Here is a 25616-nt window from a genome sequence, read left to right as displayed (position 1 = left end):
GATCTCGTTCAGTTCTTGCCATCCGTGGTCTCGCCGCCGCTGGTGATCCGCACGTGGTCACCCTCGCCGTTCACCCCGACGGGCGTCCCGAGCTCGGCACCGTTGGCGCCGGCCTCCAGAGCCCTCCGCCGGCGGCCGTTGCCGCTGTACGGCGCCATCGGCGGCCGCTTCACGACGCGGGCGCAGATGCGCGCCATGTCGTTCTGCGAGATGGTCTCCTTCTCGAACAGCTCCTCGACGATCTGGTCCAGGACGTCCCGGTACTCGACCAGGATCTCCCACGCCTCGTCGTGCGCGATCTCGATGAGGGCGCGCATCTCGCCGTCGATCTCGGCCGCGACCTTCTCCGAGTAGTCCCGCTCGTGGCCCATGGTGCGGCCGAGGAACGGCTCGCCGTCGCCCACGCCGTACTTGACGGCGCCGAGCTTGGAGCTCATGCCGTACTCCGTGATCATGGAGCGGGCGAGCGCGGTCGCCTTCTCGATGTCGTTGCCGGCGCCGGTGGTCGGCTCGTGGAAGACGAGCTCCTCGGCGGCCCGGCCACCCAGCGCGTAGGCAAGGGTGTCGATCATCTCGGAGCGGGTCTGCGTGTACTTGTCCTCGGTCGGCAGGACCAGCGTGTGCCCCAGCGAACGGCCACGGGACAGGATCGTCACCTTGTGCACCGGCGCCGAGTGCGGCAGCGCCCAGGCGACCAGCGCGTGGCCGCCCTCGTGGTAGGCGGTGACCTTCTTCTCGTGGTCGCTCATGATGCGGGTGCGCCGCTCGGGGCCGGCGATCACCCGGTCGATGGCCTCTTCGAGGTAGTCGTTGGTGATCGCGCGCTTCTCGCTGCGGGCGGTGAGCAGCGCCGCCTCGTTGATGACGTTGGCCAGGTCCGCGCCGGTGAAGCCGGGCGTGCGGCGGGCGACCGAGTCGAGGTCGACGTCGGGCGTGAAGGGCTTGCCCTTCGCGTGCACCCGGAGGATGGCCTTGCGGCCCTCCATGTCGGGCCGGTCGACGGCGATCTGCCGGTCGAAGCGGCCCGGGCGCAGCAGCGCGGGGTCGAGGATGTCGGGCCGGTTGGTCGCGGCGATCAGGATCACGCCGCCCTTGGTGTCGAAGCCGTCCATCTCGACGAGGAGCTGGTTGAGGGTCTGCTCGCGCTCGTCGTGCCCGCCGCCCATGCCGGCGCCGCGGTGACGGCCGACGGCGTCGATCTCGTCGACGAAGACGATGGCGGGCGCGTTGGCCTTGGCCTGCTCGAACAGGTCACGGACCCGGGAGGCGCCGACACCGACGAACATCTCGACGAAGTCCGAGCCGGAGATCGAGTAGAACGGCACGCCTGCCTCGCCGGCGACGGCGCGGGCCAGCAGCGTCTTACCGGTGCCGGGCGGGCCGTAGAGCAGGACGCCCTTCGGGATCTTGGCGCCGAGGGCCTGGTACTTCGCCGGTGCCTGCAGGAAGTCCTTGATCTCGTGCAGCTCTTCGACGGCCTCGTCGGAGCCGGCCACGTCGGCGAAGGTCGTCTTCGGCGTGTCCTTGGAGATCAGCTTGGCCTTCGACTTGCCGAAGTTGAGCACCCGCGAGCCGCCGCCCTGCATCTGCGACATGAAGAGCAGCAGAAGGACGACCAGCACCGCGATCGGCAGCAGGTTGATCAGCAGGCTGACGAAGATATTGTCCTGCGTGACATTGACGTTGTACTGGTCGAGCTTCTTAGCCGCCTGCAGCTCGTTGAGCTCATTCTGCAGGTCGTTGGCCGACCGGGCGGTGAACTGGGTCTCGACCTTGTCGGTCTTGGAACCCTTGATCGACTCCTTCGTCTTCAGGTCAAGCTTGAGCGTCTGCTCCTTGTCCTGAATCACCGCCTTCTTGGCCTTGCCCTCGCGCAACAAGGCAAGCACCTGCGATGTGTCCGCCTTCGTGTAGCTGGGGCCGGACGTGAAAAGGGAGCTAAGGATGATCGCACCGATGATCACCACAAGGATCCAGACCACCGGCCGGCGGAACAAACGGGTACGTTCCATGTTGTCGTCGAGCGCACGCGGCGCCCGGCCCCTCCATCCGTAAGACCGCTGACCGCGCCGGACCCAGTGTGCCGACGCGATGTCGAAAGCGTCGACAGAATGGCCTAGTTGACGCTCGCGACCATTTGACGGTACACCGTGGCACCGACAGTCGCGGATCGGCGTGGGCCGGGACGGAGATGCTCCCAGCAGACTCCCAGGAAGTGCGGGGTCAGCCCCGGCCGTACACAGACGGCTTGAGGACGCCGACGAAGGGCAGGTCACGGTAGCGCTCGGCGTAGTCGAGCCCGTATCCGACCACGAATTCGCTAGGGATGTCGAAGCCGACATACCGCACCGGGACGTTCACTCTCAGCGCATCGGGCTTGCGCAGCAGCGCCACCACCTCGACCTGGGCCGCGGAGCGGCTCTCCAGGTACTTCAGCAGCCAGGACAGCGTGAGGCCGGAGTCGACGATGTCCTCGACGACGATCACGTGCCGGTCGGTGATGTCGCGGTCCAGGTCCTTGAGGATGCGGACGACCCCGGACGAGGACGTGCCCTGCCCGTACGACGAGACGGCCATGAACTCGAGCTCGACGGGCGGGCCGACCCGGCCCAGCGCGCGGGCGAAGTCCGCCATGAACATGACGGCGCCCTTGAGCACCCCGACCAGAAGGATCGACTTGGCGTCGGCGTGGTCCGCCGCCACCTGCTTGGCGAGCTCCGCTGTCTTGTCGCGGATCTGCTCCTCGCTGATGATCACGTGGTCGATGTCGGACGCGTGCCAGGTGTTGCCGTCGGCCATGGATCTAGCCTGCCGTATCGGCCCTCCCGGATCGACGGCGGGTCACCCCAAGGAGACATCCGCCATCAATAGCCCAGTGCCGCGCCGTCGGCCCGCGGCTCGGAGCCCGCCGCATAACCGGACGGTGTGCGCCAGATCGCCTGTCCGTAGCCGAAGGCGCCCTGCTCGTCGACGATGCGCACCCGGTGACCGCGCCGTCGCAGGTCGTCCGCGGCGCCGGCGAGGCCGGGCTCGAGCCGCACGTCCAGCCCCGTGTGCCAGTACCAGCGCGGCCGGTCGAGCGACGCCTGCGGGTCCAGCAGGTCGTCGACGGTCGACCGGACCACCTGGACGTGGCCTTGTGGCTGCATGTGGCCGCCCATCACGCCGAACGGCCCGACCGGCGCTCCGTCCCTGGTCAGGAAGCCCGGGATGATCGTGTGGAACGGCCTGCGCCGCGGTCCGACCTCGTTCGGGTGACCCTCGGCGAGCACGAACCCGGCACCCCGGTTCTGCAGGCTGAAGCCGGTGCCGGGCACGACCACGTGCGAGCCGAAGCCCATGTAGTTCGACTGGATCAGGCTGACCATGCGGCCGTCGGCATCCGCAGTGCAGAGGTAGACCGTCCCGCCTCGCGCGGGGTCACCGGGCGGGTGCTCCGCGGCGTCCTCGCCGATCAGCGCCCGCCGCCGCGCCAGATAGTCCTCCGTGAGCAGCGGCGGCCACTGTACGGCCGGCGAAGGGTCGCCCACGTAAGCATGGGCGTCGGCGAACCCGAGCTTGACGGCCTCGATCTGCCGGTGCAGGTCACCGTCGCCGCCGGCCCCGAAACCGTCGAGGATGCCGAGCGCCTGCAGCGCCACGATGCCCTGGCCGTTCGGGGGCAGCTCCCAGACGTCGTGTCCGCGGTACCGGACGGACAGCGGCTCGACCCAGAGCGACGCGTGCTCCGCCAGGTCGGCCTCCCGCAGCAGCCCGCCGGTCCGCTCGGCGTGCGCCACCATCCGCTCGGCCAGCTCACCGCGGTAGAACGTGGCACCGCCGGTGGCCGCGATCGCGCGCAGCGTGCGGGCTGCGTCCGGGTTGCTGAACCGCTCCCCCGCCCGCGGCGCCCGGCCGCCGTGCGTGAAGACGCGGCTCCACTCGGCGAACTCCTCGCCGGCCAGCCCCGCGTGGACGACCTCGACCGCGCGGTCCCAGTGGTGCGCGACGGTCGGCGAGACCCCGTAGCCGTGCTCGGCGTAGGCGACCGCGTCGTCGAACAGGTCCGCGAACGGCAGCGACCCGAAGCGTTCGTGCAGGTCGTGCCAGCCCGCCGGGGCGCCGGGCACGGTCACGGGCAGCCAGCCGTGGGCCGGCATGACCTGCGCCGCGACGGCCTGCGTGCCGCCGAGCGCGGCGGTGACCCGGGCAGCAGGCTCGCGCTCGACGACGAGGTCACGGGTCAGCAGCGTCGGCGACCGACCGGACGCGTTCAGCCCGTGCAGCCGCTCGCCGTCCCAGACCAGCGCGAACAGGTCACTGCCGATGTCGTTGGACCCGGGCTGCAACACCGTCAGCGCCACGGCGGTCGCGATCGCCGCGTCGACGGCATTGCCGCCCCTGCGCAGCACCGCCAGTCCGGCCGACGCCGCGAGCGGCTGGGTCGTCGCCACTACGCCGCGCGGCGCGTACACCGGCCGGCGCGGATGCAGGTCCTTTGACATCTGTGGATCTTACGTGATCCGCCGCAACCTGCCGCCCTGGCGGGCGACCCGCAGGCCACCCGGCAGCGCCGCGGGCCCCTGCCCATGCCAGTCCGTGACCAGCGCGTCCATGGCGACCACGTGGCGGTGGGAGAGCGCCCCGCCGGAGACCCCGAGCCGCCGCGCCCACGAGTGCAGCACCCGCGTGCGTACCGGCGCCGGGAGCCGCTCCAGCTGAGCGATGTCCAGCTCGTCCGCCCCCGTCGCCGCCTTGTCGAACGCGTCCGACGCCAGCTCGTCGAGGTGCGCGGTGTCCGCCGCGATCAGCGCCGCCGTGCGGGCCAGATTGTCGATCACCGCCGGCCCGAGCGCCGCCACCAGCGGCCGTACCCGCGACCGGGCGAACGCATGATCCGTGTTGTGCGGGTCCTCCCACGGCGTCAGCCCCGCCACCTCGCACGCGGCCCTGGTGTCGGCCCGCGTCACGTCCAGCAGCGGCCGGGCGAACAGCACGCCCTGCCGCTCCCGCCTGGCCGGCATCCCGGCGATCCCGTGCGGCCCGGCTCCCCTGGTCAGCGCCAGCAGCACCGTCTCGGCCTGGTCGTCGCGGGTGTGGCCGAGCAGGACCAGCGCCGCCCGGTGCGACTTCGCCGCGGCGACCAGCGCCGCATACCGCGCGTTGCGGGCGGACGCCTCGGGCCCGCCGTGCCCGGCGACCTTGACCGCCCGCACGTCCACCGGGTCGAACTCGTGGTCTCTCGCCCACGCCGCGAGCCTGGCGGCCCGCTCCCCCGACCCTTCCTGCAGGCCGTGGTCGACGGTCACCAGCCCGCAGCGCACCTTCAACCGGGCGGTGACAAACCTGGCCGCCACCGCCAGCGCCAGCGAGTCGGCGCCGCCGGAGCAGGCGACCAGCACCGTGCCGCCGGCCGCCACGTCGCCCAGACCGCGCCGGACCGCGGCACGCACCGCCGCCACAGCCGGCGGGAGCGCGGCCACCTCGATCAGCCGGTGGCGTCGGGCTTGGCCGGCCGCTCCTGCGCGCCCTCGTCCTCTGCCACCGCCTGGCTGCCGCCCGGCTTGACCAGCGGCTCCACCTCGGCAGGCTCCACCTCGGCAGGCTCCACCTCGGCAGGCTCCGCCTCGGCGTCCGCACCGGCCCCTTCCGAGGACCCGCCGACCGGCTCCGCCACCGTTGTGGTGGTTGCCGCGGCAGCCCCGTCACCCGGGGCGGCCGTCGTCGCGGGCGTGACCGGGGCGGCCGTCGTCGCGGGCGTGACCGGGGCGGCCGTCGTCGCGGGCGGGGCCGTGACCTCTTCCACGGACAGGCCCGCGACCTCGGTGGCGTCAGCGATCCCCGCCTCCGCCGGCGCCGTCTCGGCGGGCTCCGGCACCGTCGGCAGGGGCGCCGGAGGCGCCTCGACCACGCCGGCCTTCGCGGGCGAGCCCTCCGTCACCGGGGGCGCCGCGGCGGCCGCCGCCGGCGGAGCGGGCGGCGAGACCACGGGCCGGTGCAGCGCGCCCGACCCGTGCACCCGCACCACCCAGGCGTCGGGGTCGCTGAGCTCGTCGAGCCGCGGGATGGTCAGCGGCGACTGCCAGATCTTGTTGAAGCCGTCCATGCCGACGCGCTCCACGACCGCGTGGACGAACTTGCGGCCCTCGGCATACTGGCGCATCTTCACGTCGACCCCGAGCAGCTTGCGCAGCACCCGGTCGAGCGGGTTGGCGGCCGCTTCGCGGCGCCGGTTGAACTTGGCCCGGATGTCCTCGACGGACGGCACCACCTCGGGGCCGACGCCGTCCATGACGAACTCGGCGTGCCCCTCCAGGACGGTCATCAGGGCGGTGAGCCGGTCGAGCACGGCCCGCTGGCCGGGCGTCTGGACCAGGTCGAGCACCGACACCTTGCTGTTGGGGTCGCGGACCACGTCGGCGAGTGCGCCGATGCCGCGCCGCAGCCGCTCGGCGAGCTGGTCCTGGTTGAGCTGCGACGCGTCCACGAACGCGCCGACCTCGCCCAGGAAGTAGCCCCGCATCCAGGGCACGGCGGTGAACTGGACCCGGTGGGTGACCTCGTGCAGGCACACCCAGAGCCGGAAGTCGCGCGGCTCGGCGTTGAGCCGGCGCTCCGCCTCGACGATGTTGGGGGCGACCAGGAGCAGCTGGCCGGGGTCGACGGAGAACACCTCATACTGTCCGAGCACCTTGCCGGACAGATACGCCAGTACCGTGCCGGCCTGCACGCCGGTGAACCGTGACCCGATCGCGCTGGCGACCGGCCCCGGCTGCTTGCCGCCGGCGAGCCGCTCCGCGAGCGGCTGGATCACCTGCCGCAGGCCCTCGATGTTGGTCGCCGCCCAGTCGCGCCGGTCGACGATCCGCACCGGCGGAGCGATGACCTTCGTGCGCAGGCCGGTGAAGGAGCTGACGTGCTCGGTCGCCTCGTCCGCCAGCCCCCGGAGGTTGGTGACTGCGGCGGCGGCCTCCTCGTAGGACACGGCAGGGCCGCTCTTGCCCAACGCCGCGGCGGTTGCAGCGGCCAGATCCCAATCGACGAACTGCGCCATGCACCCACCGTACCCGCGCCGGACCACCGGCTGCTGCTGAGAAGACCCGGAGTCGACCCGTAGCGACGGGTCGACTACCGACAGCCACAAACGGCGAGCGCGGCGGCGACCCGGTCGAGCGCGACCACTGCCTTGTCCCGGTCGGTGGTCGCGTCGGCCATGAACGCGAAGGCGAGCGTCCGCCCGTCCGCGTCCACGACGATGCCCGCCAGCGAGTTGACCCCGGTGAGTGTGCCCGTCTTGGCCCGGACCAAACCTGCGGCGCCCGCCCCTTCCTGCGTTTTGACGAACCGTCCGGTGAGGGTTCCGCTGTACCCGGCGACCGGGAGCCCACTGAAGATGCCGTGCAGGTCGGCGCGGTCGGAACGGGCGGACATCGCCAGCAGGGTGGTCAGCAGCGCCGGGGACAGCCGGTCGTTGCGGGAGAACCCGCTGCCGTCGACCAGCCCGTACCCGGTCACGGGCACGTTCAGCTCCTCCAGCACCGTCCGCATCGCGGCGGCGGCACCCTCGAACGACGCGGGCTGGTTCTTGGCGAGCGCGACCTGCCTGGCCAGGATGTCGGCGAGCACGTTGTCGCTCTGCAGCAGCATGGACTCGACGAGCCGCACCATCGGCGCCGACTCGACCTTGCCGAGCTCCTTGGCACCGGTCGGCGCGGTGCCTGCGACGGCCGCGGTGGCCGGCAGGCCGAGCATCTTGGCGAACGCCTGCGCCGCCTGCACGTCCGGCTGCGGGTACCGCTTGGCGTACTGGCCGCTGTTGGGCCGGCCGCCCTCGGTCATCAGCGGGGTGATCACCGCGCCGGACCCTTCGGTGGTGGCGTCGGCGTCCCAGCCGGGTCCGATGCCGGAACCGGTGAAGAGGGACATGTCGTACACCACCTTCGTCGGCGCGGTGTCGCCCAGCGACTTCTTCACCTGAGCGGCGAGGTCGTCGAGCCGAGCGGCGCCCGGGTAATACGGCGTCTGGAACACCGCGAGCGTCGGGTCGCCGCCGCCGATCAGCACGACCTCGCCGGGCTGTGCACCGGCCACGACACGGGTCGGGATGCGGTACGCGGGCCCACGCGCGGCGAGCGCCGTCACGGCCGTCACGACCTTCGTCGTCGACGCCGGCGTCATGGCCGCGTCGGGCTCCGAGGAGTACAGGACCTGCCCCGTCGCCACGTCCACCACGGAGGCGGTGATGTGCGGGCCGAGCGCGGGCACGGTCAGCAGCGCCCCGATGGCGGCCTTCACCCCGTCCGGCGACGGCAGCGGCGCCTGGCTGTCCATTGCCGCCAGTACCGCCGGCGGCAGCTCCGGAGTGGCCCCGGCGGTCCACTTCGCCTGTTCGTCCGACCCCACGAGTCCCAGCAGGCGGATGGTCTGTGGTCCGGCGTACACCGAACCGAGCGCGGCGACGAGCGCCACGACCAGCGCGACGGCCGCGACGACAGTGCCCAGCTGTGGTCTTTCCCTCGCCAACCGACCCTCCCCGTTCTTCACCATGGTGCTGTCAGGGAGACTAATGGTCGGCGCAGCGGTGCGAGGGTGAGGAGTCATCAGATGGACTTCGACGTGACGGTCGAAATCCCGAAAGGTCAACGCAACAAGTACGAGGTTGACCATGCGACCGGCCGGATCCGGCTCGACAGGACGCTGTTCACCTCGACGCAGTACCCGGCCGACTACGGCTTCATCGAGGGCACGCTCGGCCAGGACGAGGACCCGCTCGACGCGCTGGTGCTGGTGCAGGCGCCGACGTTCCCGGGCTGCCTGATCCGCTCCCGGGCGATCGGCATGTTCCGGATGACGGACGAGAAGGGCGGCGACGACAAGGTCCTCTGCGTGCCGGCCGACGACCCGCGCCTGGAGCACCTCCGCGACATCCACCACCTCGGCGAGTTCGACCGGCTGGAGATCCAGCACTTCTTCGAGGTCTACAAGGACCTGGAGCCGGGCAAGAGCGTCGAGGGCGCGACGTGGGTCGGGCGGGTCGAGGCCGAGGCCGAGATCGCCGCTTCCCGCAAGCGCTACCAGGAGGCGGTCGCCAACGGCACCTATCACGACCCGGGCGTCGCCCCCAACGCGCACCCGACCGAATAGCCCCTTTCGCCCGCCTCGACGCGCGGAACTCAGCCCCCGCGTCGAGGGGCGAAACCTCAGCCCACATCCACGGGCGGACCTGAGCATGCCTCCGACGGGCGAGCTCAGCTTCCTCATCGAGGCACGGGCCCGCGTCGACACGAACACAACCCGTGTCGACGCGCGGAGACCAGAGCCGCGCCGACACCCGGCGCCAACCCCGGCCTGGCCTTTGACGCCAGCCTCGACGACCAGACCAGCGCATTCAACCCGCATCCATGCGGACCCCAGACCCGTGCCGGCGCGCGCCTCAGCCCGCATCGACACCCGAAACCCAACCCGCCTCGACGCGGACCTCAGCCCCCGCGTCGAGGCGGACCTCGGCCCGCACCGGCCCGCGGAACCGAGTCCGCGGCGACGGCAGAAGCTCAGCCGGCCTCGACGGGGACCACGGCCCTCGTCGACGCGGACCTCGACCGTGCCGACCCGCGAGACTCAGCCGCGGCGACGCCCGAAGGTCAGTCCGGCTCGACGTGCGCGACCTGCACCAGGCGCGCACCGTCGCGGCGGGTGACCAGCCAGCCCCGTCCGGGCGGCAGCGGGCCAGGGCGGAGGTTGCCGAGCAGCGCCCCCTCCTCCCTGTCCCCGGACAGCAGCAGCCCCGGCGACGAAAGCTCCCGCAACCGCTGCAGCACCGGCTCGAACAAGGCCCGTGCGGCGCCGCCACTGCGCCGGGCCACGACCAGGTGCAGGCCGATGTCGCGGGCCTGGGCGAGGTACGGCAGCAACGGCTCGACCGGATTGCCCGACCCGACGGCGACCAGGTCGTAGTCGTCGACCAGCACGAAGCACTCCGGCCCGGTCCACCAGCCGCGGCTGCGCAGCTGCTCCTGGGTCACCCCGGGGCCGGGCAGCCGCCGCTGCATGTACGAGGCGACCGATGCGATCAGCTCCTCGGTCTCCTGCCCGCCGGTGCCGTCGCCGATGAGGTGCTCGGTGCTCACCGCGCCGAGCAGGCTGCGCCGGTGGTCGACGAGCACGATCCGCGCCTCCTCGGGCGTGAACCGCTCGGTGATCGTCGTGGCCAGCCCGCGCAGCAGCGTCGACTTGCCCGACCCGGCGTCGCCGAAGACCAGCAGGTGCGGCTCCGCACCGAAGTCCACCAGCGCCGGGCGCAAATCCGACTCGGCGATGCCGACCGGCAGGTCCAGCGGCTCGCCGGGCCCGGCGGCGGCCGTCATCGCCGCGTGCGGCACCAGGCTCGGCAGCAGCCGCACCCGCGGCGCCGGCGGGCCGTCCCATGCCGCCGCGACCGCCCTGACCATGCCGGCCTGGTCGCCGCCGGTCAGTGAGGGCAGCGCGACCAGCAGGTGCAGCCCGTCGGCGGTGACGCCCCGGCCGGGCGACTCCTTCGGCACGTTCGCCGCGGCCTTGCGCGAGGCGTGCGAGTCGCTGTCGTCGCCGAGGCGCAGCTCGATCCGGGAGCCGAGCAGGTCCCGCAGCGCCGGCCGGAAGTCCATCCACCGCGACGCCGACGCGGCCACATGGATGCCGTACGAGAGGCCACGCGTCGCGATGTCCGTGATCGTGCCCTCAAGGTCCTCGTACTCGCCGCGGATGGTCGACCACCCGTCGATCACCAGGAACACGTCGCCCCACGGGTCCTCGCCCCACGGCCCATCGCCTGACGAAACGTCGCCAGCCGAAGGTGCACCCGACCGGAGTTCGCCCGACGAGAGTTCGCCTGACGAGACGTCGGCCGGCGGGCCGCCGGACGCGACGCCGGCCCGGTGGCGGCGATACGTGGCCATGCTGTCGATGCCGGCCTCCGCGAACCGCCGCTCCCGATCGGTGAGCAGCGCGGCGACCTCGCCGACGGTGCGACGGACCGCGGCCGGGTCGAGCCGGCCCGCGACCCCGCCGACGTGCGGGAGGTCGCGGAGCCCGAGCAGCTGCCCGCCGCCGAAGTCGAGGCAGTACACCTGGACCTCGACCGGCGTGTGGGCCAGCGCGAGCGCCGCGATCAGCGTGCGCAGCGCCACCGACTTGCCGCTCTGCGTGCCGCCGACGACCGCCACGTGCCCGTTGGCGCTGTCGAGGTTGAGCCACAGCACCTCGCGGCGCTGCACCAGCGGCTTGTCGACGACCGCGACCGGCACCTGCAACGCCCCGCGCAGCCGGTGGTCGGTGACCGCCAGCCCGCGCCCCGGCTCGGGTGCGACCGGGCCCAGCAGCTCGTCCAGCGGCGGCGACGCGTTGAGCGGCGGCAGCCACACCTGGTGCGCGGGGACGCCCTGCCCGACCAGCCGGTCGACGAGGATCTCGAGCAGGCTCGAGGTGGCGGCCGGCTCGTCGGTCGCGTCGGGCCGCGCGACCGGCGGCGGCACGAACCGCGTGTCATACGCCGTGACCCGCCGCCCGTCGCCGTCGGCACCCGGCCTGCGGCGCCGCCGGTGCGCGCCCGACACGTACGCCGTCTTGAACCTGGCCAGCGGCTCGGTGCCGGCCTTCAGGTAGCCGTGCCCGGGCGATCGCGGCAGCTCATACGCGTCGGGGACGCCGAGCACCGTGCGCGACTCCAGCGACGAGAACGTCCGCAGCCCGATCCGATACGACAGGTGCGTGTCGAGCCCGCGCAGCCGCCCCTCCTCGAGCCGCTGCGACGCCAGCAGCAGGTGCACGCCCAGCGACCGGCCGACCCGCCCGATCTGCACGAACAGGTCGATGAACTCGGGCTTCGCCTCCAGCAGCTCGCTGAACTCGTCGCAGATCACCAGCAGGCTCGGCAGCGGCGCGAGCGGCGCCCCACCGGCCCGGGCCCGCTCGTAGTCGCGGAGCGAGTCGTAGTCACCCGTGCGCCGCAGCACCTCCTGCCGCCGCACGACCTCGCCGTTGATCGCGTCGGTCATGCGGTCGACCAGCGGCAGCTCCGCCTCCAGGTTGGTGATGAACGCGGCGACATGCGGCAGCCGGTCCAGCCGCGCGAACGTCGCGCCGCCTTTGAAGTCGATCAGCACGAAGTTGAGCGTCTCCGACGAGTGCGTCGCGGCCAGGCCCAGCACCAGCGTGCGCAGCAGCTCCGACTTGCCGGACCCGGTCGCGCCGATGAGCAGCCCGTGCGGTCCCATCCCGTCCTGCGCCGACTCCTTCAGGTCGAGCTCCACCGGCTGCCCCTGCGGCCCCACCCCGATCGGCACCCGCAGCCGGTCCCGGTGCGGGCGCGGCGCCCACGCCCTCGCCACGTCGAGCGACCACGGGTCGTCCAGCGCCAGCATCGCCGCCAGGTCGGCACCGGTGTCTCCTCTGGCGTTTTCGTCGTCGGTACGACCAGCGACCGCCAGCCGCAACGGAGCCAACCGGCGGGCGATCGCTTCGACCTCGGCGGTGGCGAGCCGGTCGGGCACGCCGATGGACTCGCCCGGCGCCACGGGGTCGCCGCCGGTCGGCACCGACGTCGTCACCAGCCGGCCGCCGGACGGGTCGAGCACGATCGCGGTCCGATCGGGCAGCCGCGCCGGCGCGCCGCCCAGGTCGATCAGGGTGACCCCGTCGACGCCGCCGTCGGTGCCGAGGTGGGCGCTGCCGGCGAGATCCCCGCCGTCGAGCACGACGACGATGTGCGGCGACGAGCGCTGCGCCACCGCCCGGTCGGGCGCGAACCTTCCCCGGTTGGCGAGCAGGTCGTCGAGGAGCCCCTCCAGCTCGACGGCAGAGTCCGCGACGAGCCGGACCGGCCCGACCGCGTCGGTGCGGGTCGGGTGCATCGCGTGCGGCAACCACTTCGTCCACTCCCACCGCTCCCGGCGGCCGGTCGCGGCGCACACCGCCACCAGCAGGTCTTCCGGCGCGTGGAAGACGACCAGTTGGGCCAGCACGGCCCGTACCAACGCTGCTGACGCTTCATCGGGAGCCTCTGCGCTCAGATGGATGCGGGCGAAACTGCGCAGCGAGATCGCGACCGGCAGGTCCGGCACCACCGAGCAGGCGTCGAGGAAGCGGCGCAGCGCCCCGGCCGTCAGCGGCTCCAGATCCTCCAGCGGCCCGGTCAGGGGCGGGTGCAGCGGCGTGGCCAGGGTCTGCGGGCCGACCGCCACACGCACGACCGCGAAGTCACCGTCGGCCGGGCGGCGCTCCCACAGCCGGAAGCTGTCCACCGTCGACCACAGCGAACCCGGATCGGGATGCCGGTAGTGCAGGCCGGTGCGCTGCTTCTCCGCCGTGTCGCGGACCTGTCGCCGCAGCGACGCGAGGTGGCGCAGATAGTCACGGCGCGCCGCCATCATCTGCGCCTTCTTGGGCCCGCTACCAGCGCCGGCCGAGGTCAGCAGCATGCCCAGCGTCGAGAAGCCGAAGACCGCCCCGATCACGTAGGAGTAGGTGCCGCCGTCACGCCCGGCGAACAGCAGCGCGGTCGCCAGCGTGCCGGTCAGCATGGGCACCACCTGGACCATCTGCTGCCAGCGCGACGGCGGCGCCGGCGGGATCTCGGGCGGCGCCTGGACAACCAGCTCACCGCTCGGGATCTCGGGCGCGGGGCGCCGAGGCAACCGATTGACGACGATCGTGCTCACGCCAGGCACTGTAAGACCTGCACGAGCGGCGTGGGACGAGGTTGCATCGAGAGTTACATCTCAGTCACACAACGTGCGATCCGAGGTCGCGGGGCGCCACCGAGGCATCGATCGTGGTACCCCTGAGGCATGCCCGCAGCATCCCCCGGCCTGGCCCGCGTGACGATCAATTCGCCCCAGCGGCGCGTCGACGTCGCGCTGCCCGACGGCGTCCCGCTGGCCGAACTGCTGCCCGAGTTGTTGCAGCACGCGGGTGTCGGCCTCGCCGACGACGGCGAGCGGCACGGCGGGTGGCTCCTGCGCCGCGGCGACGGCACCGCGCTGTCCACCACCACCGGCCTGGCCGGTCAGGAGGTCCGCGACGGCGCCGTCCTGCACCTGGTCCCGGCCCGGTCGAGCTGGCCCGATCCCGAGTTCGACGACGTGGTCGACGCGATCGCCGCCGGCGCCCGCCGCCAGGGCGTCGCCTGGAGCCCGGCCGCGACGCGGGCCGCCGCGCTCACCGCCGCCGGCGCCGGCCTGGCCATCGTCCTCGGCGCCACGGTCCGCGGCGACCTGCCGCTGGTCGCGGCGGTCGCCGCACTGGTCCTCGTCCTCACCGGCACCGTCGCCTCCAGGGCCTATGGCGACGCCCTGACCGGCGCGGTCGTGGCCGCGTCCGGGCTGCCGTTCGCGGCCGCGTTCGGCTGGCTCAGCGCCCCGCCGCTCACCGACGCCGCCGGGCGCACCCTGCTGGCCTCCACGGCGCTCCTCGTCATATCGCTGCTCGCCGGCGCCGGCGTCGCGCACCTGCTCCGGCTCTTCGTCGCGGCGGCGACCGCCGCGCTGCTCGGCGCCGGGGGCGCGTTCCTGGCCGTGCAGCTGCGCCCGGCCGCGGCGGCCGCCGTCGCCCTCGCGGTCATCGTGGCCGGCGTCGCGGGCACCCCGCTGCTCGCCATCAGGCTGGGCAAGCTCCCCATGCCGGTCGTCGCCCTTCCCGGCGACCTCACCGCGACCGGCGCGGGCCTCGGCACGCCACCCGACCGCGACCGCGTCTTCGCGGCCGTCGCCCGCACCGACGAGATGCTCACCGGCATGCTGCTGGGCTCGGCCCTCGTCGCGGGCGTCGCCGCCGCCGTGCTCACCCACTCCCGTGACGTGTCCGGCCTGGTGCTGGTCGCGGTTGCCGGCGTGGCGCTGGTGCTGCGCGCCCGGATGTTCGTCACGGTGCGCCACCGTGTGCCGTTACTCGCGGCGGGCGGGTGTGCCCTGGTCACGCTCGCCCTGTCCGCTCCGCCGGGGGCGGTGCTGACGTCGCTGATCGCGGCGGCGGCGCTGGGCACCGCGCTGGTGGGAGCGCGTGCGGCGTTGCGGCCGTTGTCGCCGTATGCGGGTCGTGCCGCCGACATCCTCGACGTCCTCTGCCTGGTGTCGGCGATCCCGCTGGCCTGCGCTGTCCTGGGTCTCTATGGCCTTCTCCGGTGACGCATCGCTCGAGTAAGGGGGACTCTGATGTGAGGACGCACCGGCCGGTCCACGGGCCACTAGCGAAAGGATGCACCGGCCGGAACGCGGGCCACTGACGAAGGACGCGCAGGCATGTCCAGGTCGACGACGTGAGCGCGCACCGGCATGTCCGGGTCGACAACATGAGCACACCGGCGTGTCCGGGTCGACGACATGAGTGCGCACACCGACCTGCACGAGCCGACTGGCATGAGGACGCATCCGGCCTGCGCGGCCATCGACGTAGGGGGGCGTCGGCTCAATGAGGACTGAGGTGAGCTCGCATCGGATCGGGGTTGGTTCTTGGGGGACGTTTAGCGGCTGGTTAAGAATCCGGCGGGACGGTCAGGATGGCTGACAGACCCTGCCGGCGCGGTCCAGAATGGGTGGCATCGCACCTGTTTCCCTCTTCCGCGCCGCCGCCCGTGGCCTTGTTACGGCGGTCTTCGCGCTGCTGGTGTGCCTGGTCGCGGCGCAGCCGGCCGGGGCCGACCAGACCAGGTCGGCGCAGTGGCAGCTCAACGCGCTCGACGCCAGGGGTGCGTGGAAGGTGTCGACGGGCAGCGGGGTGATCGTGGCGGTGCTCGACAGCGGGGTCGACGCGAAGCATCCCGACCTCGCGGGGCAGGTGCTGCCGGGCGTGGACCTCGTCGACGGCGGTGACGGGCGGGTCGATCCGGTCGGGCACGGCACGACGGTCGCGGGGTTGATCGCGGGGCGGGCCGACGACAACAGCGGAGTGGCCGGCATCGCGCCGGGGGCGAAGATCCTGCCGGTGCGGGTGCTGGACAGGGCGAACAAGTACGACGATCCCGCAGTCGTCGCCAAGGGTGTGCGGTGGGCGGTCGACCACGGGGCGAAGGTGCTCAACCTGTCGCTCGGCGGCGCGCTGCGCAGCGACGAGATCGCCGAGGCGCTGCGGTACGCGGCGGCGCACGACGTCGTCGTCGTCGCCTGCACGGGCAACGTGGCGACGGACCCGTCGATCCACGAGGTCTGGTACCCGGCCCGCGAGCCCGGCGTCGTCGCCGTGGCAGGACTGAGCGGCGGAGGCGCGGGGCAGCCGAGCGCGAAGCCGGCGCCGAGCACGACCGCCAGTGACAGCGCCGGCGGTGCGGCGGGCGGGGCGGGCGCGTTGTGGACGGGCTCGTTGACGGGGCCGGAGACGGTGCTGACGGCGCCCGCTGACAATCTGACCGGCGCCAAGCCCGGTGGCGGGTACTGGCAGGTGCAGGGCACCAGCTTCGCCGCGCCGCTGGTGGCTGCGACGGCGTCGCTGGTCAGGGCGAAGTACCCGACGATGAGCGCCGCGAACGTGATCAACCGGTTGATCGGCACGGCGAAGGATCTGGGGCCGGAGGGGCGGGACGACGAGTTCGGGTTCGGCGAGGTCGATCCGCTGGCGGCGCTGCGGGAGCCGGTGGCCGAGGTGGTCGCGAACCCGCTGACCGTGACACCGCCGAAGGGCGAGGCCGGGAAGCCTGCTCAGAGCGGGGCGGCGCCGAGGGAAGAGGCCACCGAGGTGCCGGAGGAGGGCGGCGCCGCGCCGCTGCCGGCCAGCGAGGCGGCCGGCCTGGCCCGGGTCCGGCAGGTGGCGGACAGGAGCGTGCCGGTCGGGCCGAGCATCACCGTCGGGCTGCTGGCGATGCTGCTGATCCTCGCCGCCGGCGCCGCCGGAGTCGTGCTCCATCACAGAGCCAGGCACGCCAAGCGCTTCTGACACCGGAGCCCACCGGAGCAGCCCGGAGCAGCCCGGAGCAGCCCGGAGCAGCCCGGAGCAGCCCGCAGTCATCGGAGCCGTAGGACCACGCGGCCACCAGCGGACCGCAACACCATCAGCGAGCCGAAAGACCAGATCGCGCTACCCGGCGGCAGTGCCGTACAGGAGGCGAAAAGGCATCAAGCGCACTTGCCGGTGCCTGTCGGGTCGGTGTGGGTCTTGCCGGCCTCGGCGACGACCGCTGCTTCATCGGCGGTGATGGCGAAGCCCGTGTTCTGGTCGTCGGCGGCGGCGGCGAAGATGACGCCCAGGACGGTGCCGTCGGGGGCGACGAGCGGGCCGCCGGAGTTGCCGCTGCGGACCAGGGCGCGGATCGTGTAGATCTCGCGGGTGACCTTGCCGTCTTCGTAGATGTCGGGGCCGGTGATGTTGCGGTGCTCGCGGATGCGGGCGGACTGGGCGTTGTACGGGCCGTCCAGCGGGTAGCCGATCACGATGGCGTCGGCGTTGGTCTCGGCCTTCTTCGTGGCGAACGGCATGATCGGGGCGTTCAGCCCCTTGACGTAGAGGACGGCGAGGTCACGGTCGGGGTCGTACGCGACGACGACCGCCTTCTTCTGCGAGCCGTTGACCTCGACCGTGGTGGACTTCGTGCCCGCGACGACGTGGGCGTTGGTCATGACGCGGTCGGTGGCGTAGACGAAGCCGGAGCCCTCGATGCGGCGGGAGCAGCTCTGCGCGACGCCGCGGACCTTGACGACGGAGCGCTCCGACTTCTTCACCAGCTCGGAGCCGGCGAGCTTCGGGTCGGGCGCCTCGACCTCGCGGACGCGGGTGGGCGAGAGGCCGTCGAACACGTCGGGGAAGCCACGCGTGTCGACCGTGTCGCGCAGCGCCTCGGACAGCTTGTCGGCCTCCGAGGGCATGAGCTTGTCGACGCCGTTGAGGATGAACGAGTTGCTCACCGAGCGGGCCAGCCACGGCAGCGACGACTGGCTCAGGGGCGCGGCGACGAGCCAGACCACGACGAGGACGGCGATGACGGAGACGACCGCGCCGCCGGCGTTGTCGAGGCCCTGCGCGGTGCGGTTGACGATCGCCGTGCGCAGCCGGTTGCCGACGAAGCTGGCGAGGGCCTGACCGGCGACCGCGAGCCCGAAGACCGCCGCCAACGAGATGACGACCCGGATCGGGTCGTCATCGAAGTGTTCGGCCACGAGTGGCCCGATGCGCAGTCCGAGCAGCGCGCCGCCGAAGAACCCGGCGAAGGACAGCAGACCAACGAGGAACCCCTGGCGGTAGCCGTTGACGGCGAACATCACCACGAGGAGCACAAGGACGATATCGATCACGCTGCCAGACACGCATTCAGCCTACGGGGGCGGCACCAGGTGTCGGCAGTTCCTCAACCCGGTCTGTCGGCCACTCCACCGCCCATCCGCCGAGTTCCAGCAGCGTGGAGACCACGCCGGCGGTGAATCCCCACACCAACATGTCGTGAATCCGAAACGCCGGACCGATCCAGCCGCTCGGGTGACGCACCCGGAGACGGTTCGCCGGGTCGACCAGGTCACGGATCGGCAGGCGCTCGACCCGGGCCACCTCGGCCGGATCGGCGGGCCCGACGAGATGTGGCGAGCGCCACCACGCGACGACCGGCGTGACGAGGAAGTTGCTCACCGGGATCCACAGGGTCGGCAGGGTCGTGATCACCTCGACGCTCGCCGGGTCGAGCCCGACCTCCTCCTCCGCCTCGCGCAGCGCGCACGCGATCGTGTCGGCGTCGGTCGGGTCGACCGCGCCGCCCGGGAAGGCGGGCTGGCCGGCGTGGTTGCGCATCGTGGCGGCCCGCTGCAGCATCAGGATGTCGGGGCCGCTCTCCTCCTGCTCGCCGAAGAGCACCAGCACCGCGCTCTGCCGCGGCCCCTCGCCGTCGGGGGTCGGCAGCCGCGTGAAGTCGCTCGCCGAGGTGTCCCGGAGGCGGTCGAGCAGGGGTTCGAGCCAGTCGGGACGGTCGCTCACGCCGGCACCTCAATCCCCAGATACCCGGCCGTGAGGGCGCGGATCTTCTCCTCGTCGAGGGCTTCCCCCTGATACGTGTGGACGATCCGTCCCCCCGGCGCGACGAACAGCGTGGCCGGCAGCGCGCTGGAGACGGGTTTGCCCACCGCCTGGCTCAACGCGATCGAGAACTGCTGGTCGCGGTCCTCCAGCATCGGGAATGTCAGCTTCTTGTCATCGATCACCGACTGCGCGGCGCTCCGCGAGTCCTTGACGACCACGCCGACGACCCTGACCTTGCCGCCGGCCGCCGTCACGAACCGCTGGAACGCGGGCAGCTCCGTGCGGCAGGGCTCGCAGTACGACCCCCACAGGTTGAGGATCGTCGGCGTGTTGCCGAGCAGTGCGGCGTCGACGTAGCGACCGCCGTCGAAGCACTTCACGGCCATCGCGGGCAGCGGCTTGCCGTCTTTCGAGGCGGCGGCGGGCGACTCGACGGGGGTCAGGCACGGCGGGCCGGTCGGTGCGGCGGCTCCGTCGCCGGATGCCGGTGCGTCGCCGGTACAGCCGGACAGGGCGAGCAGGGCGGCCACGACCAGCCCGGTGAGCAGGCGCTTCATGAGGCGAGCGCCAGCTCGGCCAGCTCGGCGACCCGTGGCCCCTTCAACAGGGCGATCGCCGCTTCGAGGTTCGTTTCGCCTATCCCGTACGAGGGGCAGTCGCGCCGCAGCGTGCAGGCACCGCACGCCGGTTTGCGGGCGTGACAGACCCGGCGCCCGTGGAAGATCACCCGGTGCGACAACATGGTCCAGTCGCGGCGCTCGATCAGCGCCCCGACCGCGTGCTCGATCTTCACCGGGTCGGTCTCCGTGGTCCAGTGCCAGCGCTGGGTGAGCCGCTGGAAGTGCGTGTCGACGGTGATGCCGGGCACACCGAACGCGTTGCCGAGGATCACGTTGGCGGTCTTGCGCCCGATCCCGGGCAGCGCGACGAGCGCGTCGAGCGTGCCGGGCACCTGCCCGTCGTGCCGGTCGAGCAGCGCCTGCCCCAGCTTCATCAGCGAGTCGGTCTTGTTGCGGAAGAACCCGAGCGGCACGAGCATGTCCTGCATCTCGATCCGGTCGGCGGCCGCGTACGCGGCGGCGTCCGGGTAGCGCGCGAACAGCTTCGGGGTCACCTGGTTGACCCGCACGTCGGTGGTCTGCGCGGACAGGATCGTGGCGACGGCGAGCTCCAGCGGGGTGCTGAAATCCAGCTCGCAGTGCGCGTCGGGATGGATCACCGCGAGTGCCCGCCCCATCCTGCGCGCACGCCGCTTCAGCCCCAGCGCAGTCTCAGTCACGCTCCGACTCTACGTCGCCGCCCGGCGGCGGCCGGCTCAGCGTCGCCGGCCGTCGCGCGACGGCGGGCCGGCCCAGCGTCCGTCGCGGCGGCGGCCGGCGTCGTGGCAGCCGCCGGCCCCGCTGGACGAGAGGTCAGCCGCCCGGCTCGGTAATGGTCCCGTCGGCGGCGATCTTCGCCCCCGTGGACGGGAAGTCCTGCTTCGTCAGGTTGGAGACGAACGGGATCGCCTGCTTCTTCGGGTCCGGCTTCGGCAGGCCCGGCGCCACCATGTACGTCGCGGTCAGCGATCCGCTCTTGAAGGTGCCGTCGCCGGTCATCGTCACCTTGAGCACCCCGCCGATGCCGACGGTGCCGTTGTAGCTCAGCGCCTTGTAGCCGGCGAAGTTGCCGAGGCTGTACGCGATCAGCCGGCCCTTGTAGAACTCCATCGCCCGCATGACGTGCGGCCCGTGCCCGACGACCAGGTCGGCGCCGGCGTCGATCACCTTGTGCGCGAACGCGATCGTGTCGCACCGGTTCTCCCCCAGGAAGAACTCCGTGCCGGGCTTGGTGTGCGTCTTGTCGGAGCCTTCCGCGCCCTGGTGGACCTGCACGACGACCAGGTCGGCCTTGGTCGCGGCCTCCTTGATGATCGTCTCCGCCGCGCCGAGGTCGCTGCACAGGTTCGACCACTTGTATGACGCGAACCCGACGACCGCGATCTTCACGCCCTTCGCCTCGCCGACCGAGATCATCCCCGGCCATCCGGTGTACTTGATCCCGGCGCCGTCGAGGGCCTTCTGCGAGTTCTTGTACCCGACCTCGCCGAAGTCGTAGGCGTGGTTGTTCGCCATGGTCATCATGTGGAACCCGGCGTCCTTGAGGTTGCTGACGTAGCCGGGCGGGGTCCGGAACGCGAAGCACGTCTTGCCGGCCGACTCCGCGGAGCACTTGCCGACGCCCGTGTCCTCGGTCAGCACCTGCTCCAGGTTGCCCATCTGGAAGTCCGCGGTCAGGAACTCCTTGACCGGGTCGAAGAACCCCTTGCCGTTGTTGGGCGGCAGCCCGCCCGGTGCCATGCCCATCACGATGTCGCCGGTCGCGGTCATCGTGACCTCCTGCCCGGCCGCCCCGCCCGCCGCGGGCGCGGACGTGCCGCCGCCCGGCGTGCTCGCCTGGCCGCCCGGCTGCGCGACCGCCGGCTGGCTCTTGGCCGGCTCCGGGTCGTCACCGCCCAGGAACGTCGCCGCGCCCGCCGTCCCGGCCCCGATCACCAGCACCGCGAGCACGCCCAGGATGATCGCCGTCCGGCGGCCGCCGCCGTTCTTCACCGGCGGCGCCTCGCCCGGCAGCGGCAGCTTCCGCCGCCCGGCCCGCTCCTCGGGCTGGTACGCCTGCGCCGCGAACAGGTCGTCCGGCCCGCGGGTCGCCCCCGGGTCCGGCGCCCGCGTGGCGTTGTAGACCGGTCCGGCCGCCTGGGCGCCGTAGATCGGCCCCGAGGACGGCCCGTCGCCGAAGCCCCGGCCGGAGGGGCCGTCGTTGTAGCTGGGTCCTTCGCCGTACGCGGTTCCTTCGCCGTACAACGGACCGCTCACCGCGCCACCCGAGGCTCGCAGCCCGGCGTCGCGGAACGTGCCCGTGGCCTGCGGGTGCGGATCCCTGAGCGGCCCCGTCGGCGGCACGTCCCGCAGCGCGCCGCCCTGCGGGTCGCCGTCGCGGAACGCCCCCGTCACCGGCGGCCGGCCTTCCCGGAACGCGCCGGTGGCCTGCGGGTCCGCGTCACGGAACGTCCCCGTCGCGGGCGGGCGGGCCTCCCGGTACGCACCGGTGGCCTGCGGGTCCGCGTCACGGAACGTGCCGGTCGCGGGCGGCCGGCCGTCCCGGTACGAGCCCGTGGCCTGCGGGTCCGCGTCACGGAAGGTGCCGGTGGCCTGCGGGTCGCCGTCGCGGAAGGTCCCCGTCGCCGGTGGGCGGGCCTCCCGGTACGCACCGGTGGCCTGCGGGTCCGCGTCGCGGAACGTGCCGGTCGGCTCGGCGCCGGGGACGGCGGCGGCGCCATACGTGCCGCTCACCGGCCTGGCGCTGCCGCGGACCTGGCCCGTGCCCGGCGCGCCCGGGTCGAACATCGAACCGGACGGCTGCGCGCTCCCGCGGACCTGCCCCGTCGGCTGCCCGCCGGTCTCGAACATGGACCCGGACGGCTGCGCGCTCCCCCGGACCTGGCCGGTGGGCTGGCCGCCGGTCTCGAACATGGACCCGGACGGCTGCGCGCCGCCGCGGACCTGGCCGGTGGCCTGCGCGCCCGGGTCGAACAGGGAGCCGGTCGGCTGGGCGCTGCCCCGCGCCGGAGGGCCTGCGTCGAACGGCGGGGGCGGCGGCACGGCCGAGCCCCGCACCGGGGGCGGGCCGTCGTAGCCGCCCGGCGCGGCACCCCGCGGCGGGCCGGCCGGGTCGAACAGCGGTCCGGCCGGCGAAGCGCTCCCCCGGACCTGGGAGGTGCCCTGCGCACCCCCGCCGAAGGCCGGGCCGGAAGGCGGCTGCGGGCCGCGGGTGTCGTCGGGCGCCCACGCGCTGGGCGGCTGCGTCGCCCGGAAGTCGCCGCCGCGCAGCTCGCCGCCCTGCGGGTCGCCGGGGCGAGGATCGCCAGCACGAGGATCGCCGGAACGGGGGTCAGGACGGGTGTCGCCGCGCCAGGCGGCCGTCGCGGGCTCGCCACCACGGCCGTCGCCGCCCCAGACCGCGGCACCGGCGTCGGCGCCCCACGCCGCCGTCCCGGGCTCGGCACCCCAGTCGGCGTTGCGCGGATCCGGGCCGGGCGGGCCGTAACCTTCATCGCGGCCGGGCGGTTGGTCCTGTGGAGGCTGCTCGCGATCGTCGGGCCAACGGGAAGGCGATCCGCCGTACACCGTCATGCGCTTCCCACCCCACAGCTGAAACCGGTGGGGTCCACTCGCCCCGCGGCGAACATATCGCACCCCCGCGACCTCGTGGCCGTCCGGTTCCGCTGCGTCACCGGTACCGTCGAGAAGGGGCGCGCCCGCAGGTCGGCATGTATTGTGATCATCCTGCCCGACGCCCGGGAGACGACCCCGTGTGCATAAACTGACGTTCGCGTGATTGCTCATGGCGAGCGACGCGCCGACGGATTCGAGGTGGACGCGATGGACGAGGTACTGGCGCGCAGCGGCATTTTCCAGGGCGTCGAGCCCGAGGCTGCCGAATCCCTCGCCAAGGAGATGGAGACGATCGACGTCCGCAAGGGCGAGATCGTGTTCAGTGAGGGCGAGCCGGGCGACAGCCTGTACATCGTGCTGTCCGGAAAGATCAAGGTGGGTCGCCGCGCCGCGGACGGCCGGCAGAACCTGATCGCCGTGATGGGCCCGAGCGACATGGTCGGCGAGCTGTCGCTCTTCGACCCGGGGCCGCGCACCGCGACCGCCACGGCGGTGCTCGACACGCGGCTGGCCCGGCTGCGCAAGCAGGCGCTGCGGCCCTGGCTGACCAACCGGCCGGAGATCGCCGAGCAGCTGCTGCGCGTGCTGGCCAGGAGGCTGCGCCGCACCAACGACGCCCTCGCCGACCTGATCTTCACCGACGTGCCGGGCCGGGTCGCCAAGACGCTGCTGCAGATGGCGGGCCGCTTCGGCACCCGCGACGGCGGCGTCCTGCGGGTCAACCACGACCTGACCCAGGAGGAGATGGCGCAGCTCGTCGGCGCCTCGCGCGAGACGGTCAACAAGGCCCTCGCCGACTTCGCCTCCCGCGGCTGGCTCCGCCTCGACGGCAAGAGCGTCATCATCATGGACCCCGAGCGCCTGGCCCGCCGCGCCCGCGTCTGAGGCACAGCGGAGCAGGACAGAGGAACAGAACAGACACCCCAAAAAGGCACGCCGCCGCGTGCCTTTTTGCCTGCGGTCAAAAAAGTCAGGCTTGACTGTTTGTTTTGAACGGGCCAACCTCGAAGGTGTGAGCGCAACCCGAGCCCCGCAGCAGGAGCGCAGCCGCGCCACCCAGCAGCGCCTGCTGGAGGCGACCGTCGACTGCCTGGTCCTGCACGGCTGGTCGGGCGCCACGACCACGGTCATCGCCGAGCGCGCCGGCGTCTCCCGCGGCGCCCAGCTGCACCACTACCCGACCCGCGCCGCCCTGGTGCTCGCCGCCGTCACGCACCTCGCCGAGCGGCGGGCCGAGGAGATCCGCACCGAGGCCGCCGCGCTCACCGGCGACCGCGACGAGCGGCTCGACAAGGTCCTGGACATGCTGGCGGCCGCGTTCACCGGTCCGCTGTTCGTCGCCGCCCTCGAGGTGTGGGTCGCCGCCCGCACCGACGTCGGCCTCCGCGACGCGCTGGTGCCCCTGGAGGCGCGGGTGGGCCGCGAGATGCACCGCCTGACGGTCGAGCTGCTCGGGGCCGACGAGCGCCGGCCGGGCGTCCGCGAGGCGGTGCAGGCGACCCTCGACCTGCTGCGCGGCCTCGGCGTGGCCAACCTGCTCACCGACGACAGTCACCGCCGCGGCCAGCTGCTCGCGGCGTGGAAAGTGCAGCTCACGACGATCCTGGGGACCTGAGATGGTGACGTTGGACGACGTCCTGCAAGACCTGAAGGCGGAGTCGGCATCGCTCGACCGCCTCGTGTCGGCGCTGGACGACAAGGACTGGAGCCGGCCGACCCCCGCGAAAGGGTGGACGGTCGCGCACCAGATCGCCCACCTGCACTGGACCGACACGGTGGCGACCCTCGCGGCGACCGACCCGGCGGCGTTCATCGAGCGGATGAGCGCGATCGAGGACCCGTTCACGATGGTGGACCGCGCGGCGGCCGAGCACATCGCCCCGCCCGAGGAGCTGCTGCGCCGCTGGCGCGACGGCCGCGACGCGCTGGCGAAGGCGCTGACCGACAGGCCCAAGGACGAGAAGCTGCCGTGGTTCGGCACCGCGATGTCGCCGCTGTCGAGCGCGACCGGCCGGATGATGGAGACGTGGGCGCACGGCCAGGACGTGGCCGAGACGTTCCCGGAGCGGCTCGACGCCCAGGAGCACCGCCGCCCCACGGACCGCCTGCGGCACGTGGCCAACCTCGGCTTCCGCACGATCGGGCACAGCTTCCTCAGCCACGGCCGCGGCGCGCCGGCGGGCCCGTTCCGGGTCGAGCTGTCCACGGTGGACGGCACACAGTGGACGTTCGGACCCGAGGACGCGCCGAACCGGGTCGCCGGCCCGGCCCTGGACTTCTGCCTGCTGGTCACCCAGCGCAGAAACCCGGCCGACCTCGCGCTGCAGGCCACCGGCGACGAGGCGCGGGAGTGGATGACGCTCGCCCAGGCGTTCGCCGGGCCGCCCGGGCAGAAGCGGGAGCCGCGGCAGTGATCCGCGTCGGCAACGCCTCGGGGTTCTACGGCGACCGCGCCACGGC

The 25616-nt window shown here is 72.9% G+C and carries 17 protein-coding genes and 1 pseudogene; 6 read left to right on the top strand and 12 right to left on the bottom strand.

The window, feature by feature from the left end:
• Positions 1–8: 8 nt before the first annotated feature.
• The 6 genes and pseudogenes from ftsH to dacB all read right to left on the bottom strand — a co-directional run bounded on the left by ftsH (position 9) and on the right by dacB (position 8502).
• A complete protein-coding gene (gene ftsH, locus AB0J72_RS39605) occupies positions 9–2012 on the bottom strand; it encodes an ATP-dependent zinc metalloprotease FtsH (protein ID WP_363408680.1) in 2004 nt (667 codons plus the stop codon).
• A gap of 211 nt (positions 2013–2223) precedes the next feature.
• A complete protein-coding gene (gene hpt / locus AB0J72_RS39600) occupies positions 2224–2799 on the bottom strand; it encodes a hypoxanthine phosphoribosyltransferase (RefSeq protein WP_363408677.1) in 576 nt (191 codons plus the stop codon).
• Between the two features lie 65 nt (positions 2800–2864).
• Positions 2865–4484 carry a gamma-glutamyltransferase family protein gene (locus tag AB0J72_RS39595; RefSeq protein WP_363408674.1) on the bottom strand — a complete coding sequence of 540 codons (1620 nt, stop codon included), beginning with the start codon at positions 4482–4484 and terminating at the stop codon, positions 2865–2867.
• A gap of 9 nt (positions 4485–4493) precedes the next feature.
• On the bottom strand, positions 4494–5462 hold the full coding sequence (gene tilS, locus AB0J72_RS39590; RefSeq protein WP_363408672.1) for a tRNA lysidine(34) synthetase TilS: 969 nt from the start codon (positions 5460–5462) through the stop codon (positions 4494–4496).
• A 527-nt stretch (positions 5463–5989) separates the two neighbouring features.
• Positions 5990–7033, bottom strand: a pseudogene (locus AB0J72_RS39585) (zinc-dependent metalloprotease); the annotation flags it as partial.
• 74 nt (positions 7034–7107) lie between these two features.
• Positions 7108–8502, bottom strand: coding sequence for a D-alanyl-D-alanine carboxypeptidase/D-alanyl-D-alanine-endopeptidase (gene dacB, locus AB0J72_RS39580; protein ID WP_363408669.1), 1395 nt, complete (start codon positions 8500–8502; stop codon positions 7108–7110).
• Between the two features lie 81 nt (positions 8503–8583).
• On the opposite strand from dacB, the gene AB0J72_RS39575 reads away from it, so the two are divergent.
• Positions 8584–9123: an inorganic diphosphatase gene (locus tag AB0J72_RS39575; protein WP_344514118.1), complete on the top strand. Its 540-nt coding sequence runs from the start codon at positions 8584–8586 to the stop codon at positions 9121–9123.
• Between the two features lie 497 nt (positions 9124–9620).
• Here AB0J72_RS39575 and eccCa read toward each other — a convergent pair whose 3' ends face one another.
• Positions 9621–13673, bottom strand: a complete 4053-nt coding sequence (gene eccCa, locus AB0J72_RS39570; protein WP_363408664.1) for a type VII secretion protein EccCa — start codon at positions 13671–13673, stop codon at positions 9621–9623.
• A 129-nt stretch (positions 13674–13802) separates the two neighbouring features.
• Between eccCa and eccD the strand changes: the two genes are divergently transcribed.
• Together eccD and AB0J72_RS39560 are read left to right on the top strand one after the other, a co-directional pair.
• Complete coding sequence (gene eccD, locus AB0J72_RS39565; RefSeq protein ID WP_363408661.1) at positions 13803–15137, top strand: type VII secretion integral membrane protein EccD; 1335 nt, start codon at positions 13803–13805, stop codon at positions 15135–15137.
• A gap of 403 nt (positions 15138–15540) precedes the next feature.
• Positions 15541–16878: a S8 family serine peptidase gene (locus AB0J72_RS39560; RefSeq protein ID WP_363408658.1), complete on the top strand. Its 1338-nt coding sequence runs from the start codon at positions 15541–15543 to the stop codon at positions 16876–16878.
• Between the two features lie 179 nt (positions 16879–17057).
• On the opposite strand, the gene AB0J72_RS39555 is transcribed toward AB0J72_RS39560, so the two are convergent.
• The 5 genes from AB0J72_RS39555 to AB0J72_RS39535 form a co-directional block, all read right to left on the bottom strand.
• Entirely contained in the window at positions 17058–18242 is a 1185-nt protein-coding gene (locus AB0J72_RS39555; protein WP_363408655.1) for a MarP family serine protease, read from the bottom strand.
• A 4-nt stretch (positions 18243–18246) separates the two neighbouring features.
• Complete coding sequence (locus tag AB0J72_RS39550) at positions 18247–18900, bottom strand: CoA pyrophosphatase (RefSeq protein WP_363408652.1); 654 nt, start codon at positions 18898–18900, stop codon at positions 18247–18249.
• Entirely contained in the window at positions 18897–19499 is a 603-nt protein-coding gene (locus AB0J72_RS39545) for a TlpA disulfide reductase family protein (RefSeq protein WP_363408649.1), read from the bottom strand. The genes AB0J72_RS39550 and AB0J72_RS39545 overlap by 4 nt, the downstream gene beginning before the upstream one ends.
• Positions 19496–20179: an endonuclease III gene (nth, locus tag AB0J72_RS39540; RefSeq protein WP_363408757.1), complete on the bottom strand. Its 684-nt coding sequence runs from the start codon at positions 20177–20179 to the stop codon at positions 19496–19498. Before nth ends, AB0J72_RS39545 begins: the two co-directional genes overlap by 4 nt.
• A 175-nt stretch (positions 20180–20354) precedes the next feature.
• Complete coding sequence (locus AB0J72_RS39535; protein WP_363408646.1) at positions 20355–23114, bottom strand: CapA family protein; 2760 nt, start codon at positions 23112–23114, stop codon at positions 20355–20357.
• Positions 23115–23363: 249 nt separating this feature from the next.
• Here AB0J72_RS39535 and AB0J72_RS39530 point away from each other — a divergent pair, with 249 nt between their 5' ends.
• From AB0J72_RS39530 to AB0J72_RS39520, 3 genes are all read left to right on the top strand, one after another.
• Positions 23364–24041, top strand: coding sequence for a Crp/Fnr family transcriptional regulator (locus AB0J72_RS39530; RefSeq protein WP_033363643.1), 678 nt, complete (start codon positions 23364–23366; stop codon positions 24039–24041).
• Positions 24042–24132: 91 nt separating this feature from the next.
• Positions 24133–24771: a TetR/AcrR family transcriptional regulator gene (locus AB0J72_RS39525; protein WP_363408643.1), complete on the top strand. Its 639-nt coding sequence runs from the start codon at positions 24133–24135 to the stop codon at positions 24769–24771.
• A 1-nt stretch (position 24772) separates the two neighbouring features.
• The gene (locus AB0J72_RS39520) at positions 24773–25570 is read left to right on the top strand and encodes a TIGR03084 family metal-binding protein (RefSeq protein WP_363408640.1); all 798 of its coding nucleotides are present in this window, start codon (positions 24773–24775) and stop codon (positions 25568–25570) included.
• The last annotated feature ends 46 nt before the right edge of the window (positions 25571–25616 follow it).

It is taken from the genome of Dactylosporangium sp. NPDC049742 (assembly GCF_040674675.1).
GTDB lineage: Bacteria > Actinomycetota > Actinomycetes > Mycobacteriales > Micromonosporaceae > Dactylosporangium > Dactylosporangium maewongense.
Note: the sequence above shows the minus strand (reverse complement) of the source record. Positions and strands in the feature narration are given on the sequence as shown.

Bases quoted from the DNA above. Each gene is read 5' to 3' on its own strand.
- AB0J72_RS39545 (WP_363408649.1), bottom strand. From the start codon at position 19,499: ATGAAGCGCCTGCTCACCGGGCTGGTCGTGGCCGCCCTGCTCGCCCTG.
- AB0J72_RS39520 (WP_363408640.1), top strand. From the start codon at position 24,773: ATGGTGACGTTGGACGACGTCCTGCAAGACCTGAAGGCGGAGTCGGCA.
- hpt (WP_363408677.1), bottom strand. From the start codon at position 2,799: ATGGCCGACGGCAACACCTGGCACGCGTCCGACATCGACCACGTGATC.
- AB0J72_RS39560 (WP_363408658.1), top strand. From the start codon at position 15,541: ATGGGTGGCATCGCACCTGTTTCCCTCTTCCGCGCCGCCGCCCGTGGC.
- AB0J72_RS39595 (WP_363408674.1), bottom strand. From the start codon at position 4,484: ATGTCAAAGGACCTGCATCCGCGCCGGCCGGTGTACGCGCCGCGCGGC.
- ftsH (WP_363408680.1), bottom strand. From the start codon at position 2,012: ATGGAACGTACCCGTTTGTTCCGCCGGCCGGTGGTCTGGATCCTTGTG.
- nth (WP_363408757.1), bottom strand. From the start codon at position 20,179: ATGGGGCGGGCACTCGCGGTGATCCATCCCGACGCGCACTGCGAGCTG.
- eccD (WP_363408661.1), top strand. From the start codon at position 13,803: ATGCCCGCAGCATCCCCCGGCCTGGCCCGCGTGACGATCAATTCGCCC.
- AB0J72_RS39535 (WP_363408646.1), bottom strand. From the start codon at position 23,114: ATGACGGTGTACGGCGGATCGCCTTCCCGTTGGCCCGACGATCGCGAG.
- AB0J72_RS39530 (WP_033363643.1), top strand. From the start codon at position 23,364: ATGGACGAGGTACTGGCGCGCAGCGGCATTTTCCAGGGCGTCGAGCCC.
- AB0J72_RS39575 (WP_344514118.1), top strand. From the start codon at position 8,584: ATGGACTTCGACGTGACGGTCGAAATCCCGAAAGGTCAACGCAACAAG.